The following is a 16507-nucleotide window of genomic DNA, read 5'->3' as shown; positions in this document are numbered from 1 at the left end:
GGAGTAGGCGCTCCCGGGGAGAGCGGCGGCGGCGCACGCCTGGGGAGGAGTCAGAGCTCGGTGATCTCCTTCGTGTCCCCGTTCCAGAAGCGCACGCTGGCGAGGCCGACGGAGAACGGCTCGCCCAGCAGCGGCACCGCCTCGGCGAGCTGCTCGGCGCGGAGGCGGCGCGAGATGCTCACGTGCGGGGTCCACTCCTCCGGGAGCGACGTGGGCACGCCTCCGGGGACCAGTCGGGTGGCGCGGGCGTGCAGCGCGTCGAGCGCCGGAGACCGGGTGGCGCCCCACGCGAGCACGTAGCGGCCGTCGTGCGGGAAGAGGAGGACGGCCGCGAGATCGATCCGGGCGGGCAGCGCACCGAGCGCGCCGGGCTCGGGCGCGATGAGCTCGGGGCCGGCGACGAGGGTGACGTGCGGCCGGTTGCTGGCCGAGGTGTGCAGGGACAGACTCGGGATGCCGGCCGTTTCGAGCGCCTCCCACTGCGCCCTGATCCGCGCCTCCGACTCCGCATCCAGGAGGAGTTCGACGCTGCGCACACCCCCATCCTCCGCGAGAACTCAAGAGTTGTCGCACTCGACGCCCAGTACGACAACTCTTGGACAGTGGGTGGCCACGCCGGGCGGCGTGCGCGAGCGAGAGTCCAGAAGTTGTCGCACTCGACGCCCAGTGCGACAACTTCTGGACAGCGGCTGGGGCTGCGACGTCCGGAGTGGGGCGAGGGCCGGCGCATCAGCCGATCGTGACCAGGGCGGCGAAGAGCTCGGGAGCGCGGCGGTCGAGGATGCGGCCGCCGACGCGGACGCCGACCAGAGTGAACACCGAGCCGAGCACGAGCGCGGCGACCAGCGACCAGACTCCGAACTCCGTGCTCCCGACGACGAGCGAGACCAGTCCGAGCACGAGCGACGGCAGCGACAGCGCCGCGGTCGCGCCCATGCAGGCGAGCATCACGACGCTCGAGATCATCCCCGAGCCCGGCGGCGTCTTCAGCGGGCTGTCGCCCGGTGCGGGCACCGGGTACACGATCAGGGCGGAGGCGACGCTCGAGACCCCGAAACCGCTCAGCACCAGCGCGAGCGACATCCCGAGCACCGCGGGGATCAGCTCCGGCTGCCCCGCGTAGAGGCAGGTGCCGATGCCGACGACCAGGACCGCGGGGACCCCGACGATCGCGGCGGCGATGACGCGACCGGCGCGATCCGCCGCGCCGGTGACTCCCGAGCTCACGTGGGCCGCCCACGCCGTGCCGTCGTAGGACACGTCGGCGCAGAGGGTCACGCCGAAGATCAACCCGATGAAGAGGGAGGACAGGATGACCAGCGTCCCGCCGCCTCCGCCGATCGCGCTGTAGAAGACCGCGAGGACGACGATCGCCGGAATGATGAGCAGGCCGCGGCTGTAGCGCGGATCGCGCCACCAGTAGCCGAGGGCGCGGGCGGCGACGGCTCCGGTCGGCGTGCCGGGGAAGCGCCCGAACAGACCGATGCCCACCGAGCCGGAGGCGGCGCGCGAGGTCGACGCGGCCGGCTCGGACAGCGCATGGCGCAGCGCCCGCGACCAGGCCCAGGTGACCAGGGCGAGGGTGGCGACTCCGATCGCGAAGCGCGCGAGCGCGACGAGCCAGTCGCCCGCGACGATCGAGCCGGGCACCGCCCAGATCGCGCCGAGCGGCGACCAGCCGAGGGCCGAGGCGATCACGGGGAGCAGATCGACGCCCTCGCTGACCACACCGGTGAGCCCGATGATCAGCGGCCCGAGGAGGACCAGCACGACGAGCACGACGCCGCCGATCACCTCGCGGTAGCGGCGGCTCGAGCCGAGGCCCGTGGTCAGCGCGCCGATCAGCCGGGAGGCGACCACGCAGGTCGCGACGCCGATCACGGCGCAGACGAGGCCCGGGAGGATGCCGATCGGGTTGTTCCACCAGGCCGCGGCGGAGGCGAGGGCGCCGAGCGAGGTGACCAGCCCCGGGATCCCCGCGATACCCGCGGCGGCCAGGCCCAGCATCAGGGTGCGCAGCGGGATCGGGAAGGTGGCGAGCGTCGTCAGGTCGAGGCTCTGATCGGATCCCGACACGAAGATCGGCCCGAGCACCCAGCCCAGCAGCAGCACCGACCCGCCGAGGGTCAGCGCGACGCTCGCGAACGCGGGGTCGGTGGCGCCGAGCGAGACGAGCCCGACGACCACGAGCCCCAGCAGGAACAGCGCGTACAGCGCGCCGAAGACCACGCCTACCAGCTGCCAGACGTTGCGGGTCAGGGTGTTCCGCAGGAGCAGGAGGCGCAGGGTCAGGAGATGCGCAACCATGCCGGGCCCTCCTGGTGGGTGCGGCCGCCGACGAGCGCGACGAAGCGCTCCTCGAGGCTGGATCCGGCGCGGACCTCCTCGAGCGTGCCCGCGGCGAGGACCCGCCCGTCGGCGATGACGGCGACCCGGTCGCACATCCTCTCGACCAGGTCCATCGAGTGGCTCGAGACGATGACGGTGCCGCCGGACGCGACGAAGCCGGTGAGGATGTCGCGGATGTTCGCCGCCGACACGGGGTCGACCGACTCGAACGGCTCGTCGAGCACGAGGAGGCGCGGGGCTCGCACCAGAGCGCACGCCAGCGCGATCTTCTTGGTCATGCCCGCGGAGTAGTCGACGACGAGGGTGCGATCGGCCGGATCGAGACCCAGCAGAGCCAGCAGATCGCCGGCGCGCTCGAGCACGGTCGGGCGGTCGATGCCGCAGAGCAGGCCGTAGTAGGTGATCAGCTGGAGCCCGGTGAGCCGGTCGAAGAGCTTGACCCCGTCGGCCAGCACGCCGATCAGGCGCTTGGCCTCGAGCGTGTCCTTCCAGACGTCGACGTCGTGGATGGCGACCGTGCCGGCGTCGGGCCGCAGCAGCGCGGTGGCCATCGAGAGGGTCGTCGTCTTGCCGGCGCCGTTGGGCCCGACGAGACCGAAGAACGACCCGGCCGGCACGTCGAGGTCGATGCCCGCGACGGCCTCTCTGTCGCCGAAGCGCTTGCGCAGGCCGCGGATGCGGAGGGCCGTCTCGTTCTGGCGACCCGTCGCCTCCGGAGCCGCCCACTGGGGCGTGACGGCATCGGGGCCGTCCTGCGGAGTGCCGGTGGGCGTGGTCCCATCCATGAGAGTCCCTTCGGGTGGGTGTCCGTCGGGCCGCGGTGGGCGGCCGCACCTCCACGGTAGGCGCCGGAGGCCCACCGGGCATCCTTCGGAGGGAGGAGGTGCCGACGCCGTCGAGCCCGCACCCGCCTACTCTGGAGCGATGCCCACCCTCCTCCTCGTCCGGCACGGGCGCACCACGGCCAACACCGCAGGGATCCTCGCGGGACGCACCGCGGGAGTCAGGCTCGACGAGGTCGGGCGGCAGCAGGCCGCGCGGACCGGCGAGCGGCTCGCCGCGGTGGAGCTCGCCTCGGTCGTGTCGAGCCCGCTGGAGCGCTGCCGGCAGACCACGCGCTTCGTCCTCGAACGGCAGAGCGGCTCGCCCGCGACGTCGATCGAGAGGGGCATCACCGAGTGCGACTACGGGCAGTGGCAGGGCAGGTCGCTGCGCGAGCTGGCGAAGGAGCCGCTGTGGTCGGTCGTGCAGAGCCAGCCGTCGGCGGTGGTGTTCCCCGGAGGCGAGTCGCTCGCGGGGATGCAGGCGCGCGCGGTCGGCGCGATCCGGAGGCACGACGCGGCGGTCGCCGCGGGGCACGGCCCGAACGCGGTGTGGGCGGCGGTCAGCCACGGCGACACGATCAAGGCGATCCTCGCCGACGCGCTCGGGATGCACCTCGACCTGTTCCAGCGGATCACGGTCGGGCCGGCATCGGTGTCGATCATCCGCTACGGCGCGGGCCGGCCCGAGGTCGTCGCCACGAACACGGAGGCGGGCGACCTCTCGTGGCTGCGCGCGGCGGCCCCCGCCGCCGATGCTCCGGTCGGCGGGGGCGCGGGGCACGAGTAGCGGGCGCCCGGGCGGGTGTCAGGCGCACGCTCGTAGACTGGGCGCATGCCTCCGATCGTCCACGGGTTCGACTGGCCCGACCGCGTCGTCGTCGGAACCGTCGGCTCCCCCGGCTCGCGCTCCTTCTACCTCCAGGCCCGCACGGGCCCCCGCGTCGTCAGCGTCGGACTCGAGAAGCAGCAGTCCGCCCTGCTGGCCGAGAAGATCGACGAGATCCTCGACCAGCTGATGGCCGCCCAGGGCAACCCGGTGAGCGTCCCGGCCGGCACGCCTCCCGAGCTCGTCGACAACGAGCCCCTCGACCAGCCGGTGGAGCCCGAGTTCCGCGTCGGCGGGATCAGCCTCGGCTGGGACCCGGCGACCGCGCAGATCCTGATCGAGGCGTACCCGATCGAGGACGACGCCCCCGACGAGGAGGAGACGGAGCCGACCGAGGTGCTGCAGGTGCGCATCCCCGTGGGCACCGCTCGCGCCTTCGCCAAGCGGACGCTCGAGGTGGTCGGCGCCGGCCGCCCGCTCTGCCCGCGGTGCGGCGACCCGATGGACCCCGACGGGCACGACTGCCCGCTCGCATGAGCTCCGACTCCGAGCCGGTCGCCGGCGAGCTGGAGCTCAGGGGACGGATCACGACCGCCTCGAACGCGACGTTCCTCGCGCAGATCGGCGACACCTCCGTCGTCTACAAGCCGATCGCGGGCGAGAAGCCGCTGTGGGACTTCCCCGACGGCGATCTCGCGGGCCGCGAGCGGGCCGCCTACCTCGTCTCGGAGGCGCTCGGCTGGAACGTCGTGCCCTGCACCTGGGTCCGCGAGGGGCCGCTCGGCGTCGGCATGGTGCAGCTGTGGCAGGACATCGACCCCGAGCAGGACGCCGTGGGCCTCGTTCCGGCCGACGCGATTCCGGACGGGTGGCGGCACGTCCTCGACGGAAGCGACGAGAACGACCGCGACATCTCGCTCGTGCACGAGGACTCGGAGGCGCTGCGGCGGATGGCGGTGTTCGACGTGGTCGTCAACAACGCCGACCGCAAGGGCGGGCACGTGCTCGAGATGCCCGACGGCCACCGCTTCGGGGTCGACCACGGGCTCACCTTCCACGCCGAGCACAAGCTGCGCACGGTGCTCTGGGGCTGGATCGGCGAACCGCTGACGGCCGACGAGATCGCGGCCCTGGCGCACCTCCGGGCAGCGATCGACGGCGAGCTGGGGGCGGCTCTCGGCGAGGTGCTGATGGAGGAGGAGATCGCGGCGTTCGCGAAGCGGTGCGAACGCCTCCGCTCGTCCGGGCGCTTCCCGGCACCGCGCGGCAGCATGCCCGCGGTGCCGTGGCCGCTGTTCTGACCACGCGACCCGTCACCGAGGGAGCAGGTCAGAAGCCCCAGCCGCGCCCGAACAGCTCGTCGCCGGGCGGGCGGCCGCCGGGGGCTGCGCCGCGCGCACCGAGGTAGGAGGAGACGACGGCCGCACCGAGGTCGTCGGCCTCCGGGTTCACGACGGTGCCGCCGACCCTCCGCGCGAGCGAGTCGATGAAGCGGGCGAGGCCGGGATCCTCCCCCAGCCGGAAGAACGTGGTGTGCGCGCCCAGGCGGAGGGAGGCGTCGAGCTCGCGGACCGAGACGGCGATGGTCACCGGGTCGGGCGGGTAGTCGAAGAAGATCCCGCCGTCGGGCTCGAGGTGCGCCGTCGGCTCGCCGTCGGTGACGATCAGCAGCACGGGCTGGGCGCTCGGGTGCTTGCGGAAGTGGCGGTTGGCCAGCAGCAGGGCGTGGTGCAGGTTGGTGCCCTTCTCCCACTCGGCGTCGAGGCCGACGAGCTGCTCGACGTCCATCACCTCGGCCTGGCGCCCGAAGGCGATGAGCTGCAGCTCGTCGCCGCGGAAGCGGCTGCTGATCAGGGTGTGCAGGGCGAGAGCGGTGCGCTTCATCGGCACCCAGCGCCCGTCCATCGCCATCGAGAACGAGGTGTCGACAAGGAGCGCGACGCAGGCCTGGGTGCGCGCCTCCGTCTCCTGGACCTCGACGTCGCCGATCTCGATGCGGACGCCGGCGCCCGTGGGCCGCCCCCCGCCCGCGGTGCGGGTCAGCGCGTTGGTCACGGTCCTCGTGACGTCCCACGCCTCGGTGTCGCCGAACTCCCACGACCGGGTGGCTCCGGAGCGGTCGCCCGCGGCACCCGCGCGGCGCACGTCGCGCGCCCCCTGCCGCCCGGACATCGTGTCGGCGATGTCGCGCAGCAGCGCCTTGCCGAGCTGGCGCATGGCCTTCGGCGTGAGCGTCAGCCGGCCGTCGGAGCCGCGCCGCATCGTCCCGGAGTCGCGCAGCGCCCGCTCGAGGCGCTTCAGCGTCTGCGCGTCGACGGCCGCGTCATCGCCGAGGCGGCGGGCCAGCAGGTCGAGGTCGAGATCGTCGAGACTCGACCGCTCGTGCGGCTGCGCGAGCTGCTCGGCGAGGGCGTCGAGGTCGGCGAGCTCCTGGAACACGCCGGTGCCGTCGCCGAGACCGAGGCCCTGCTCGCCGTCCATCCGCTCGGAGCCGCCCCAGTCCTCGCCGGGGCGCAGGCCCCTCAGGGTCTCGTCGAGGCGGCCGAGGGACTGCATCAGCTCGGGGGTGCCGAACGCCTGCTGGGCGAGGGCGTCGAGCTCGTCGCGCTGCTCCTGGGTCATCGAGTTGCGCATCCGCTGCGCCGCGGCCGCGCGGGCCGCGAGGGCGTCGATGAGCTCGTCCACCGACTCCGGGGACTCGGGGAAGTACTCGCCGTGCTGCGCCATGAAGGCGTCGAACTGCTCGGGGGTGTCGTCGCCTCGGGCGTGCGCCTCGAGCAGCTCGTTGAGGTCGCGGAGCATCGCGTCGATGGCCGCGCGGTCGGCGTCGCTCGCGTTCTCGAGCGCCTGCTTCATGCCCTCGAAGCGCTGCTCGAGCATCTCCCTGCCCAGCAGCTCGCGGATCTTCTCGAAGTCGGCGCGCGCCTCGGGGCTCTGCCAGCGGTAGTCGCCGAGCTCCGACACCGCGGCAGCGGGAGAGGGAGGCAGGCTGTCGAGCTGGATCTCGGCGAGGGCGCGATCGGCGTCGTCCATCTCGGTGTCGCGGGCGAGCTGCTTGCGCTCGGCGAGCACTGCCCGGTCGAGCAGCTCGCGGATCTCGCGGAGGGTGCCGTCGAGGTTGTGCTTCTTCGAGAGCTCGCGACGGCGCTCGGCGACGCGGGCGGCGAGATCGTCGAGCCCGCGCCCGTCGCGAGCGCCGCGGCGCAGGTACTCGCGCATCGCTCGCTCCGGGGAGGTGCCGGCCATCACGTCCTCGCCGATCGCGTCGAGCGCTGCGGCGATGTCGACGGGAGGCGCGAGCGGATCGGGCCCGCCGTCGTACGGCGAGTAGCGGGCGTCGCGGCGGAGGCGGCGGTTGGCCCTGGGAGCGTTGTCCCTAGCCATAGACGGCCTCGCCTCCACCGGTCTCCTTGCTCAGCCGGCGCGAGAGGTAGAGCCCCTCGAGGGCGAGCTCGATCGCTCCGGCGATGCGCCCGTCGCCGGTCGCGTCGAGCCGCTCGGCGATCTCGTCGTAGACGGTCGCCTCGCCGAGCATCGGCAGCCCGGCGAGGAACTCGCGCGCGGTCACCTGCTCGCCGGTCGTGATCATGGCGCCGTTCTCGACGGCGTCGACGAGCGGCGAGAGGTCGATGCCGCGCAGGTGCGCGCGCACCGTCTCGGCGGTGGCCTGGCGGAGGAGGTGGTCGAGGATCTCGTCCTCGCGGCCCTCCTCGCCCGACTCGAACTCGATCTTGCCGCCGAGCACGTCGACCGCGGTCTCGAGGTCGATCGGGCGCGCGACGGCCTCGTCCTCGCCCTGCCGGGTGGCGCGGTGGAGGGCCGCCGCGGCGATCGTCTCGGCGCCGGCGATGGCGAAGCGGGCGCTCACACCGCTGCGCTGGTCGACGGAGCTCGACTCGCGGAGCGCCCGGGTGAAGCGGGCGAGGATCTCGATCAGCGCGTCGGGCACGATCGCGACGAGCTCCGCCTCCTGACGGATGACCGCGACCTCGTCGACGAGCGCCGTGGGGTAGTGGGTGCGGATCTCGGCGCCGAAGCGGTCCTTCAGCGGGGTGATGATGCGGCCGCGGTTCGTGTAGTCCTCGGGGTTCGCGCTCGCGACGACGAGGACGTCGAGCGGGAGGCGGAGGACGTAGCCGCGGATCTGGATGTCGCGCTCCTCCATCACGTTGAGCATCGCGACCTGGATGCGCTCGGCGAGGTCGGGCAGCTCGTTGATCGCGACGATGCCGCGGTGGCTGCGCGGGATGAGGCCGAAGTGGATGGTTTCGGGGTCGCCGAGGCTGCGGCCCTCGGCGACCTTCATCGGGTCGACGTCGCCGATGAGGTCGGCGACGCTCGTGTCGGGGGTGGCGAGCTTCTCGACGTAGCGCTCCTCGCGGGAGCGCCAGGCGACGGGCAGCCCGTCGCCGAGCTCGGCCGCGCGCCTGCGGCTGATCGAGGTGATCGGCTCGTAGGGGTGCTCGCCGAGCTCGGAGCCGTCGATGACGGGGGTCCACTCGTCGAGCAGGCCGTTGAGGGTGCGCAGGAGGCGGGTCTTGCCCTGGCCGCGCTCGCCGAGCAGGACGATGTCGTGCCCCGCGATCACCGCGCGCTCGACCTGCGGGATCACGGTCTCGGAGAAGCCGTGCAGCCCCGGCCACGGGTCGCGCCCCTCGCGGAGCGCGTCGAGCAGGTTGTCGCGGATCTCGGTGCGGAGGCTCTTCTGCACGTGCCCGGAGGCGCGCAGCTGGCCGAGGGTGTTGATCGTGGGACTCGTCACCGTCGCAACGCTACGCCGCAGCTCCGACATCCGGCGGGGGTCGCCGGAACTCGTCCCAGGGGCTACCCGTACGAGGCTGAGAGGGCTCGAAGCTTCGGCTGCGAGGGTCGAAGGCCATCCCCGATCGGAGGGACACCCGATGAACCGCACCACGACACGCGGCGGCCTCGTGGCCGCGACGCTCGCGCTCGGCGGCCTGCTCGCCTCGTGCACGGCCTCACCACCACCGCCGAGCAGCCTGCTCGCGGAGGGCGACGGCGAGATCCGCACGGTCGCGCAGGACCTCGAGGCGCCCTGGTCGGTCGCCTTCGTCGACGGCACGGCCGTGATCAGCGAGCGCGACAGCGGGCGCATCCTCGAGGTCGCCGACGACGGCGCGACGCGGGAGATCGGCGTCGTCGAGGGCGTGGTCGCCGAGGGCGAGAGCGGACTCCTCGGTCTCGCCATCGACGGACGGACCCTCGTCGCGTACTCGACCGGGCCGGACGGCAACCGCATCCAGCGCTTCGACGTCTCGGGCGACCCCGGCTCACTCGAACTCGGCGACCCGGAGACGATCCTCGACGGCATCCCCGCCGCACGGAACCACGACGGCGGCCGCCTCGCGATCGGGCCCGACGGGATGCTCTACGCCACCGTCGGCGACGCCGGGCAGCGCGACGCGGCGCAGGACCTCGACTCCTTCTCGGGCAAGATCCTCCGGATGACCCTCGACGGGGAGGCGCCCGACGACAACCCCTATCCCGGATCGCTCGTCTACAGCTCGGGACACCGCAACCCGCAGGGCCTCGCCTGGGCCTCCGACGGCACTCTGTTCGCGAGCGAGTTCGGGCAGGACACCTGGGACGAGCTGAACATCATCACTCCGGGAGCGAACTACGGCTGGCCGCTCGTCGAGGGGATCGCCTCGCGCGACGGGTACGTCGACCCGGTGCAGCAGTGGAACCCGGATGCGGCGAGCCCGAGCGGGATGGTCGCGATCGACGACGTGCTCTACCTCGCGAACCTCCGCGGACAGGTGCTGCGCGCGGTACCGGTGGCGGATCCGTCGAGCCAGAGCGACTACGCGATCGGCGAGTACGGACGCCTGCGCGACGCGGTCGCGGCTCCGGACGGCACCCTGTGGATCGTCACGAGCAACACCGACGGTCGCGGCGAGCCGGGCGGGGAGGACGACCGCGTGCTGGCGGTGGAGCCGCCCGGGGTGCACTGAGCGCCCGGGCGGACCGCGGGCTCGTCAGTCCACGACCGCTGTCGACTCCAGGCGCACGCGATCGCCGCGGTACCGGTCGAACACGATCTGGATCGCGGAGCCGGTCGGCGTCACGTAGGTCATCTCGCGCACGATCAGAGGGGTCCCCTCCGCCACGCCGAGCAGCCGCGCCGTGTGGGCATCGGCCTGGTCGGCTCCGATCTGGACGTGCACCGCTCCGGTCTCCTCGCGGAAGTAGCGCTCGATGATCTCGCGCATGCTGAGCGGACCGAGGATGTCGCGCGGGTCGAACCCGTAGGACGTCGAGTAGTAAGCGGTGCGCACCCCCACCACCTCGCCGTCGGCCGTGAAGGTGTTCTCGACCATGCGCACGGTCGGATCAACCAGACCGAGGCGGTCCCTCACGAGCGGGAAGGCGGGCACCTCCCGCTCCTCGGTGATGGTGATGGTCACATGGGCGGCGCCCCTGCCGATCGCCCCGTCGGGGTAGTCGGTGGCCGTGTCGATGTCGGCGAGCGGGAGGACGAAGCCGATCCCTGTCGCCCTCGTGCCGACCCGTGGCTTGCGCTCGACGAAGCCGGAGTCGCGCAGCTGGGAGAGCGCCGCCCGCACCGATCCCCGGCTGGCCGCGAACAGCGTCATCAGGTGCTCCTCGGCCAGCGGTTCGTCCGGGTCGAGATGGCCCTCTCTGATGGAGGCGCTGATGAGGTCGCGCACCCGGCTCGCGCTCATCTGCCGTCCCCGGGCGGAGCCTCCCTTCGCGCGCGGATGCTCGCTGGGCGTTCCGCTCATGGTCTCTCCTTGGGGGGCAGGGGAAGCGAGTGAGGTGGAGTCAGCGTAGCCCTCGGCGCCGAGGGGCGCTCCGAGCGCCTCCGGGGCGGAGATCGGCGGAGGGACCGATCGGCGTAACACCCCGGCGACAGGGGCTCTGACCTGGCCTTTCGCTGCGCCGTCGCGAGGCGCCAGCTCGCGCAATGGGCGTTAACGGCCGAGTGCGGGGGGCGAAACATCCCGCCGACACCATGAGTGCACGACTCGTCGCCGAGCATCAGGATGCTCACCGAATCCCGATGCCGAACCCGCGGCGGCGGAGACAGGAGGAGACGATGAGCGTCGCCCCAGCACGCGCGGTGCCCTCGACGGCCGCACCGGCACCCCGAGATCCGGCACCCCCGGCTCGACCGGACGGGCGCGGGCGATCCCGCCGGCCGCTCCCCGGCGGGTGGATCCTCCGCCCCCTGGGCATGACGCTCGCCAATCTCACGGCGTTCGTCGTCGTCGCGTTCTTCCTCGTCCAGCTCATCCCCGGCGACCCTGTGGTGACCGCCACCGGCGGAAGGCTGACAGGCGCAGAGCTCGAGGCCGCGCGCGCCACCTACGGTCTGGACCGCCCGTGGCCGGAGCAGTTCGTCGCCTACCTCGGCCAGCTGGTCTCGCTCGATCTCGGCACCTCGATCGCAACGGGCCGACCCGTCGCGGACGACTTCGCCGCGCGGATCCCCGCGACCCTGGAGCTCGTCCTGAGCGGGCTCGTCCTCGCCTGCGTCGTCGCCGTGCTGCTCTCGCACTACGTGGTGACGCACCGGGCGACGAGGACGGCCCGGGTGCTCACCTCCTACGCCCGATCGGCGGGAGCGCTGCCGGAGTACGTCATCGGCATCGCGTTCCTGTTCGTCTTCTACGCCGTGCTGCACTGGGCGCCTGCGCCCACCGGCCGCCTGGATCCGGCGCTGATCTCCCCGCCGAGGACCACGGGGTTCCCGGTGCTCGACGCGCTGATCGCCGGTGACGTCGCGGCGGCGCAGTCGGGCGTCGCGCACCTCGTGCTGCCGGTGATCGTCATGGTCGTCGCGCACACCCCGATCCTGATGAAGACCCTCATCGTCGGACTCGACGCCGCGATCGACGATCCGGCCACGCGGTTCCGCATCGCCTCGGGCGCTCCTCGCCGGTCGGTCCTCGCCAGCATCTACCGCCGGGCGCTGCCGACCGCCGTCCCGATGCTCGGCATGCTGTTCGGCCTGCTCCTGGGCGGAGCGGTGGTGCTGGAGGCGCTGTTCGGCCTGGGCGGGCTGGGGCAGTACGCCGTCGACGCGGTGAACTCGTCCGACGTCTTCGCCCTCCGCTCCTTCCTGGTGGTGACGGCCGCGATGTGCCTCGCCATCTACCTGCTGAGCGACATCGGCGTCGGACTGCTCGACCCCCGCCGCCGCTCCGTCGCGAACGGAGGCGCCCGCTGATGTCGCTGCACACCCCCGTCGTCACCGATCCCGTCCTCCCGCGCGTCCCTCGGAGGGACCGGCGCCGCGTGCTCCCGCCCGCGGTCTCCACTGCGCTGCGCCTCCTGCCGTTCACCCTGGTGCTCCTGCTCGCCGCCGCCGGGCCCGCGCTCGCGCCGCTGAGCGCGACCGACGTGGTCGGGCCGAACTCCCAGGCCCCGTCGTCGGAGCATCTCGCCGGCACGGACTCGAACGGTCTCGACGTGCTGAGCCGCACGCTCACGGCGTTCCGGCTCGACATCGTGATCGCCCTGGTCGTCACAGCAGTGTCGACGGTCGGCGGGATCGCGCTCGGTCTCGTGTCGGGGATGTACGACGGTCGGCGGGGCCTTCTCGGCCTCGCGGCACGCCTCCTCGGGCGGGCGGTCGACCTCGTGCAGGCGATCCCCGTGATGATCGCGGGGCTGGTGGTCGTGTCGTTCTTCGGCCGCAACGCCGTCGTCATCACGCTCTCCCTCGCCGTGGTCCTGCTCCCGTTCCAGGCCCGATTGACCCGCACCGAGGTGCTGCGGACCCGCTCCGACGGCTACGTGGACGCCGCCCGGATGTCGGGCGAGTCCGAGGGTCGGATCCTGCTCCGGCACGTGCTGCGCAACTCGGCGGGCCCGGCGATCGAGAACTCCTCCTCCGTCTTCGGCATGGCGATCATCTTCAGCGCTGCTCTCGGGTTCCTCGGCGTCGGCATCCCCGTGCCGACCGCCGAGTGGGGCTCGATGCTGGCGCTCGGCGCACCCGACGCCGCCGTCGGCCGATGGTGGCCGGTCCTCTTCCCCGCCGTCGCGCTGGCGTTCAGCGTCTGGTCCGCCTCCCTGTTCGTGGCCGCCCTCACCGACCCGCCCCAGCGCCCACGACGCTGATCCGCTCCCCGACCGCTCCCCACCGCACGCCCTCCCCACACCCCTGTCCCGCTCGCGCCGCTCGAACTGGAGTCTCCTCATGCACCGTCCCACCCGTCCCCTCGCCGTCGCCGCGGTAGCCGCCGCGACAGCCCTCGTCCTGAGCGGCTGCTCGGGAGGCTCCTCCGCCACGGACACGTTCGTCATCGTCACCGCAGCGCAGCCCTCGAGCTTCAGCTACGAGACCAGCGCCACGGGCTACGAGGCGGCGGAGTTCTTCATGAACACCGGGGCCACGCTGATCCGGAACCCCTACATCGACGGCTCGGAGGGGGAGTCGGTGCACCAGGACCTCTACGACTTCGAGCCCGTGCTCGCCGAGAGCTACGAGGTGAGCGACGACCAGCTGACCTACACCTTCGACCTCAACACCGACGCGGTCAGCACCGCGGGCAACACCCTCACCGCCGACGACGTGATCTTCTCGATCCAGCGCAAGTTCGAGGTGGAGACGAGCATCGTCGCCTTCATCAGCGCTCCGTCCCTGACGAGCCCCGACCAGGTGACGAAGATCGACGAGGACACCGTGCAGTTCACGGTCGCCGAGCCCGGCTACGGCTTCACGCTGCTGTCCCTGTTGGCGAACACCCCCTACAACATCTACGACTCGACGGCGCTGAAGGAGCACGCGACCGACGACGACCCGTACGCGGTGACCTGGTCGCAGACCAACGCGAACTTCGGCTACGGCGCCTACTCGCTCAGCGACTACACCCCCGGTGAGCAGATGGTCTACGAGGCCAACCCCGGCTTCGCGCTCGGGGAGCCGACGGTGAAGCGCATCGTGCAGCGCGTCGTCGCCGACGCCGGGCAGCGGAGCAACCTGGTCTCGAGCGGCGACGCCCAGATCGCCACCCAGCTACGTCCCGCCGACCAGGCGACGCTCGCCTCGGACGACTCGGCCCAGGTCTTCACCGTCCCGACGAACGCCTTCGTCTACATGCCGCTGCTCACCACCGCCGCCCCCTTCGACGACGTGCGGGTCCGCAGGGCGCTCGCCGCCGCGATCCCCTCGGAGCAGATCATGAGCGACGTCTACCAGGACCGGCTCAGCCCGATCTCGACGATCCTCGACGCCTCCGCGCCGGGCTTCAGCGACGAGGGGCTGGTGGCGAACACCACCGATGTCGAGGCGGCGAGGGCCCTGCTCGCCGAGGCGGGCTACTCCGCGGAGAACCCGGTGGAGTTCACCCTCACGGTGAACAACGCGGTGCCCGACCTGCAGGAGACGGCCGTGCAGATCCAGACAGCGGCTCGTGACGCCGGATTCGAGATCACCATCGACCCGGTCAACTCGGCCGCGTTCCAGGAGGGGCTCGCCGCGAAGACCTTCCAGGCGTCGATGGGTCGCGACTACGCCGTCGTGCAGTCGCCGCCCTACGTGCTCTCGCTCTTCTACACGCCGGGCTCCCCGATCAACTGGCCCGACTTCGACGACGCAGCCCTCAACGACGCCATCGCTGCCGGCAACGCCGCGGGCGACCCGCTCGGCACGGAGGCCGGCGCGGAGTGGAACGCCGCCCAGCAGGTGCTCCAGGCCGAGATGCCCACGATCTACATCGGCTACGTGCAGCCCCTGAACGCCTTCGCGACCGGAGTCGAGGGCTACGCGTTCCGCAGCGACAACGTCATCGACTACTCCGAGCTGGCGGTCGCCGGATGACCGGCGGAGAGCACGACGGCCCCCTCCTCGAGGTGCGCGGTCTGCGGGTCGCCTACGGCTCGGTGACCGCCGTCGAGGGCGCCGACCTCGTGGTCCAGCGCGGCCAGCGCGTCGCGATCGTCGGCGAGTCGGGCTCGGGCAAGACCAGCCTGGGCAACGCGATCGGAGGCTTCATCGACCCGCTCGCGGGACACGTGACCGCCGATGCGCTCCTGCTCGAGGGCCGGCCCCTGGAGCGCACCTTCGAGGTCGGGATGCAGGAGCGCATCCCGCGCCGCACCCCCGGGCTCTCGATGGTGTTCCAGGACGCCATGTCGTCGCTCGACCCGGTCTGGACGATCGGGAGCCAGCTGACCGCCGTGCTCCGCGGCGTGAGCGCGATGTCGAAGAAGCAGGCGCGGAGCGAGGCGGTCGCATGGCTCCGCGAGGTGGGGATCGCCGAACCCGAGCGGGTGATGCACGACCGACCGCACCAGCTCTCTGGAGGCATGCGCCAGCGGGTGATGATGGCCATCGCTCTGTCCTCCAAGCCGAGCCTGCTCATCGCCGACGAGCCCACGAGTGCCCTCGACGCGTCGCTGGCGGTGGTGGCGATGGAGCTCATGGTCGACCTCGCCCGGCGCGAGGGGACAGCGGTTCTGATGGTCACCCACGACATCGAGCTGTGCCGCCGGTTCACGGACGTGGTCGTGGTGATGCACAGGGGCCGCATCGTCGAGACCCTCGCCTCGGCCGACCTCGATCGCGCTCAGCACCCGTACACGCGCGGCCTCGTGCAGTGCGTGCCCACCCTCGCCTCCGCGGGACTGGAGGTGCTGCCGACCCTCGAGTCGGTCGCCGGAGCGGAGGAGGCGGCATGAGCGCCGCGCCGGCACGGGCCGCCTCCGGCGTGCGCATCGAGTGCTCGCACGTCCGCAAGGAGTACCGGAGCACCACGGCCGTCGTCGATGTGAGCTTCGCGGTCGACGCGGGGGCACGCGTCGGCGTCGTCGGAGAGTCCGGCTCGGGCAAGTCGACGATGGCGAAGATCATCACCGGGCTCGAACGGGCGACGAGCGGCGCGGTCACGGTCGACGGGCAGGACCTGGCGTCGCTCCTCTCCACTCGCGCGGGTCGCCTCGACTACCGCCGGCGCGTGCAGCTGATCGCGCAGGACACGACGTCGACGTTCGACCCGAAGGCCCGCATCCGGGAGTCGCTGCGCATCCCCGCGCAGATCCTCAGCGGCCTCGATCGGGCCGGAGCCGACGGCGCGATCGACGCGATCACCGCGGAGCTGGGCATCGACCCCGCTCTCGTCGACCGCTACCCGTCCGAGCTGTCGGGCGGTCAGCGGCAGCGGATGGCGATCGCGCGCGCGCTGGTCGTCCGACCCGGCCTGCTCGTCTGCGACGAGGCGGTCAGCGCCCTCGACGTCTCGGTGCAGGGGGTCGTCCTCAACCTCCTCAAGCGCTACTCGGAGGACCACGGCGCGGGGCTCCTCTTCGTGTCGCACGGGCTCCCCGCGACGGCGTTCCTGACCTCGGAGCTCGTCGTCATGCACGCGGGCACCGTCGTCGAGGCGGGTCGCACCGGCGAGGTCATCACGAACCCCGTCCACTCCTACACGTCCCAGCTCATCGGCGCCTACACCGCCCTCGAGACCCGGGCCTGAGCCGCTCGGCGCGGCATCCGCTTCCCCGTTCCACCCACACA

The 16507-nt window shown here is 72.4% G+C and carries 15 protein-coding genes; 9 read left to right on the top strand and 6 right to left on the bottom strand.

All coding sequences use genetic code 11. The features are described from left to right. Positions 1 to 50: 50 nt before the first annotated feature. From B9Y99_RS10870 to B9Y99_RS10860, 3 genes are all read right to left on the bottom strand, one after another. Positions 51 to 536, bottom strand: a complete 486-nt coding sequence (locus B9Y99_RS10870) for a 2'-5' RNA ligase family protein (protein WP_085476634.1) — start codon at positions 534 to 536, stop codon at positions 51 to 53. 193 nt (positions 537 to 729) lie between these two features. Then, positions 730 to 2307 carry a hypothetical protein gene (locus tag B9Y99_RS10865; RefSeq protein ID WP_085476633.1) on the bottom strand — a complete coding sequence of 526 codons (1578 nt, stop codon included), beginning with the start codon at positions 2305 to 2307 and terminating at the stop codon, positions 730 to 732. Next, positions 2289 to 3134 (bottom strand): ABC transporter ATP-binding protein, encoded by an 846-nt coding sequence (locus B9Y99_RS10860; protein WP_085476632.1) that lies wholly within the window; start codon positions 3132 to 3134, stop codon positions 2289 to 2291. Before B9Y99_RS10860 ends, B9Y99_RS10865 begins: the two co-directional genes overlap by 19 nt. 139 nt (positions 3135 to 3273) lie before the next feature. Here B9Y99_RS10860 and B9Y99_RS10855 point away from each other — a divergent pair, with 139 nt between their 5' ends. Genes B9Y99_RS10855 through B9Y99_RS10845 form a run of 3 tightly spaced genes read left to right on the top strand, consistent with a single transcriptional unit; the run spans position 3274 to position 5300 of the window. Then, positions 3274 to 3960 (top strand): histidine phosphatase family protein, encoded by a 687-nt coding sequence (locus tag B9Y99_RS10855; RefSeq protein ID WP_085476631.1) that lies wholly within the window; start codon positions 3274 to 3276, stop codon positions 3958 to 3960. Between the two features lie 45 nt (positions 3961 to 4005). Beyond that, entirely contained in the window at positions 4006 to 4536 is a 531-nt protein-coding gene (locus B9Y99_RS10850) for a DUF3090 domain-containing protein (RefSeq protein ID WP_085476630.1), read from the top strand. Next, the gene (locus tag B9Y99_RS10845; protein ID WP_085476629.1) at positions 4533 to 5300 is read left to right on the top strand and encodes an SCO1664 family protein; all 768 of its coding nucleotides are present in this window, start codon (positions 4533 to 4535) and stop codon (positions 5298 to 5300) included. Before B9Y99_RS10850 ends, B9Y99_RS10845 begins: the two co-directional genes overlap by 4 nt. Before the next feature lie 28 nt (positions 5301 to 5328). Here the strand turns inward: B9Y99_RS10845 and B9Y99_RS10840 are convergent, their stop codons facing one another. Together B9Y99_RS10840 and B9Y99_RS10835 are read right to left on the bottom strand one after the other, a co-directional pair. Next, entirely contained in the window at positions 5329 to 7383 is a 2055-nt protein-coding gene (locus B9Y99_RS10840) for a vWA domain-containing protein (protein WP_085476628.1), read from the bottom strand. Continuing rightward, positions 7376 to 8791 (bottom strand): magnesium chelatase ATPase subunit I, encoded by a 1416-nt coding sequence (locus tag B9Y99_RS10835; protein ID WP_085476627.1) that lies wholly within the window; start codon positions 8789 to 8791, stop codon positions 7376 to 7378. Before B9Y99_RS10835 ends, B9Y99_RS10840 begins: the two co-directional genes overlap by 8 nt. Positions 8792 to 8900: 109 nt before the next feature. Between B9Y99_RS10835 and B9Y99_RS10830 the strand changes: the two genes are divergently transcribed. After that, positions 8901 to 9974: a PQQ-dependent sugar dehydrogenase gene (locus B9Y99_RS10830; RefSeq protein WP_085476626.1), complete on the top strand. Its 1074-nt coding sequence runs from the start codon at positions 8901 to 8903 to the stop codon at positions 9972 to 9974. A 24-nt stretch (positions 9975 to 9998) separates the two neighbouring features. Here the strand turns inward: B9Y99_RS10830 and B9Y99_RS10825 are convergent, their stop codons facing one another. After that, on the bottom strand, positions 9999 to 10766 hold the full coding sequence (locus tag B9Y99_RS10825; RefSeq protein WP_085476625.1) for a GntR family transcriptional regulator: 768 nt from the start codon (positions 10764 to 10766) through the stop codon (positions 9999 to 10001). Positions 10767 to 11218: 452 nt separating this feature from the next. Between B9Y99_RS10825 and B9Y99_RS10820 the strand changes: the two genes are divergently transcribed. The 5 genes from B9Y99_RS10820 (at position 11219) to B9Y99_RS10800 (ending at position 16466) form a co-directional block, all read left to right on the top strand. After that, entirely contained in the window at positions 11219 to 12214 is a 996-nt protein-coding gene (locus B9Y99_RS10820; RefSeq protein ID WP_208856937.1) for an ABC transporter permease, read from the top strand. Next, positions 12214 to 13110 carry an ABC transporter permease gene (locus B9Y99_RS10815; RefSeq protein ID WP_085476623.1) on the top strand — a complete coding sequence of 299 codons (897 nt, stop codon included), beginning with the start codon at positions 12214 to 12216 and terminating at the stop codon, positions 13108 to 13110. The genes B9Y99_RS10820 and B9Y99_RS10815 overlap by 1 nt, the downstream gene beginning before the upstream one ends. Positions 13111 to 13189: 79 nt before the next feature. Beyond that, entirely contained in the window at positions 13190 to 14812 is a 1623-nt protein-coding gene (locus B9Y99_RS10810) for an ABC transporter substrate-binding protein (RefSeq protein WP_085476622.1), read from the top strand. Continuing rightward, positions 14809 to 15672 carry an ABC transporter ATP-binding protein gene (locus tag B9Y99_RS10805; protein ID WP_085476621.1) on the top strand — a complete coding sequence of 288 codons (864 nt, stop codon included), beginning with the start codon at positions 14809 to 14811 and terminating at the stop codon, positions 15670 to 15672. The genes B9Y99_RS10810 and B9Y99_RS10805 overlap by 4 nt, the downstream gene beginning before the upstream one ends. Beyond that, complete coding sequence (locus B9Y99_RS10800; protein WP_085476620.1) at positions 15669 to 16466, top strand: ABC transporter ATP-binding protein; 798 nt, start codon at positions 15669 to 15671, stop codon at positions 16464 to 16466. The genes B9Y99_RS10805 and B9Y99_RS10800 overlap by 4 nt, the downstream gene beginning before the upstream one ends. Positions 16467 to 16507 lie beyond the last annotated feature (41 nt).

It is taken from the genome of Rathayibacter oskolensis, assembly GCF_900177245.1.
Taxonomy (GTDB): domain Bacteria; phylum Actinomycetota; class Actinomycetes; order Actinomycetales; family Microbacteriaceae; genus Rathayibacter; species Rathayibacter oskolensis.
The sequence above is the reverse complement of the archived record's forward strand: the minus strand, read 5'-3'. Positions and strand labels throughout refer to the sequence as shown.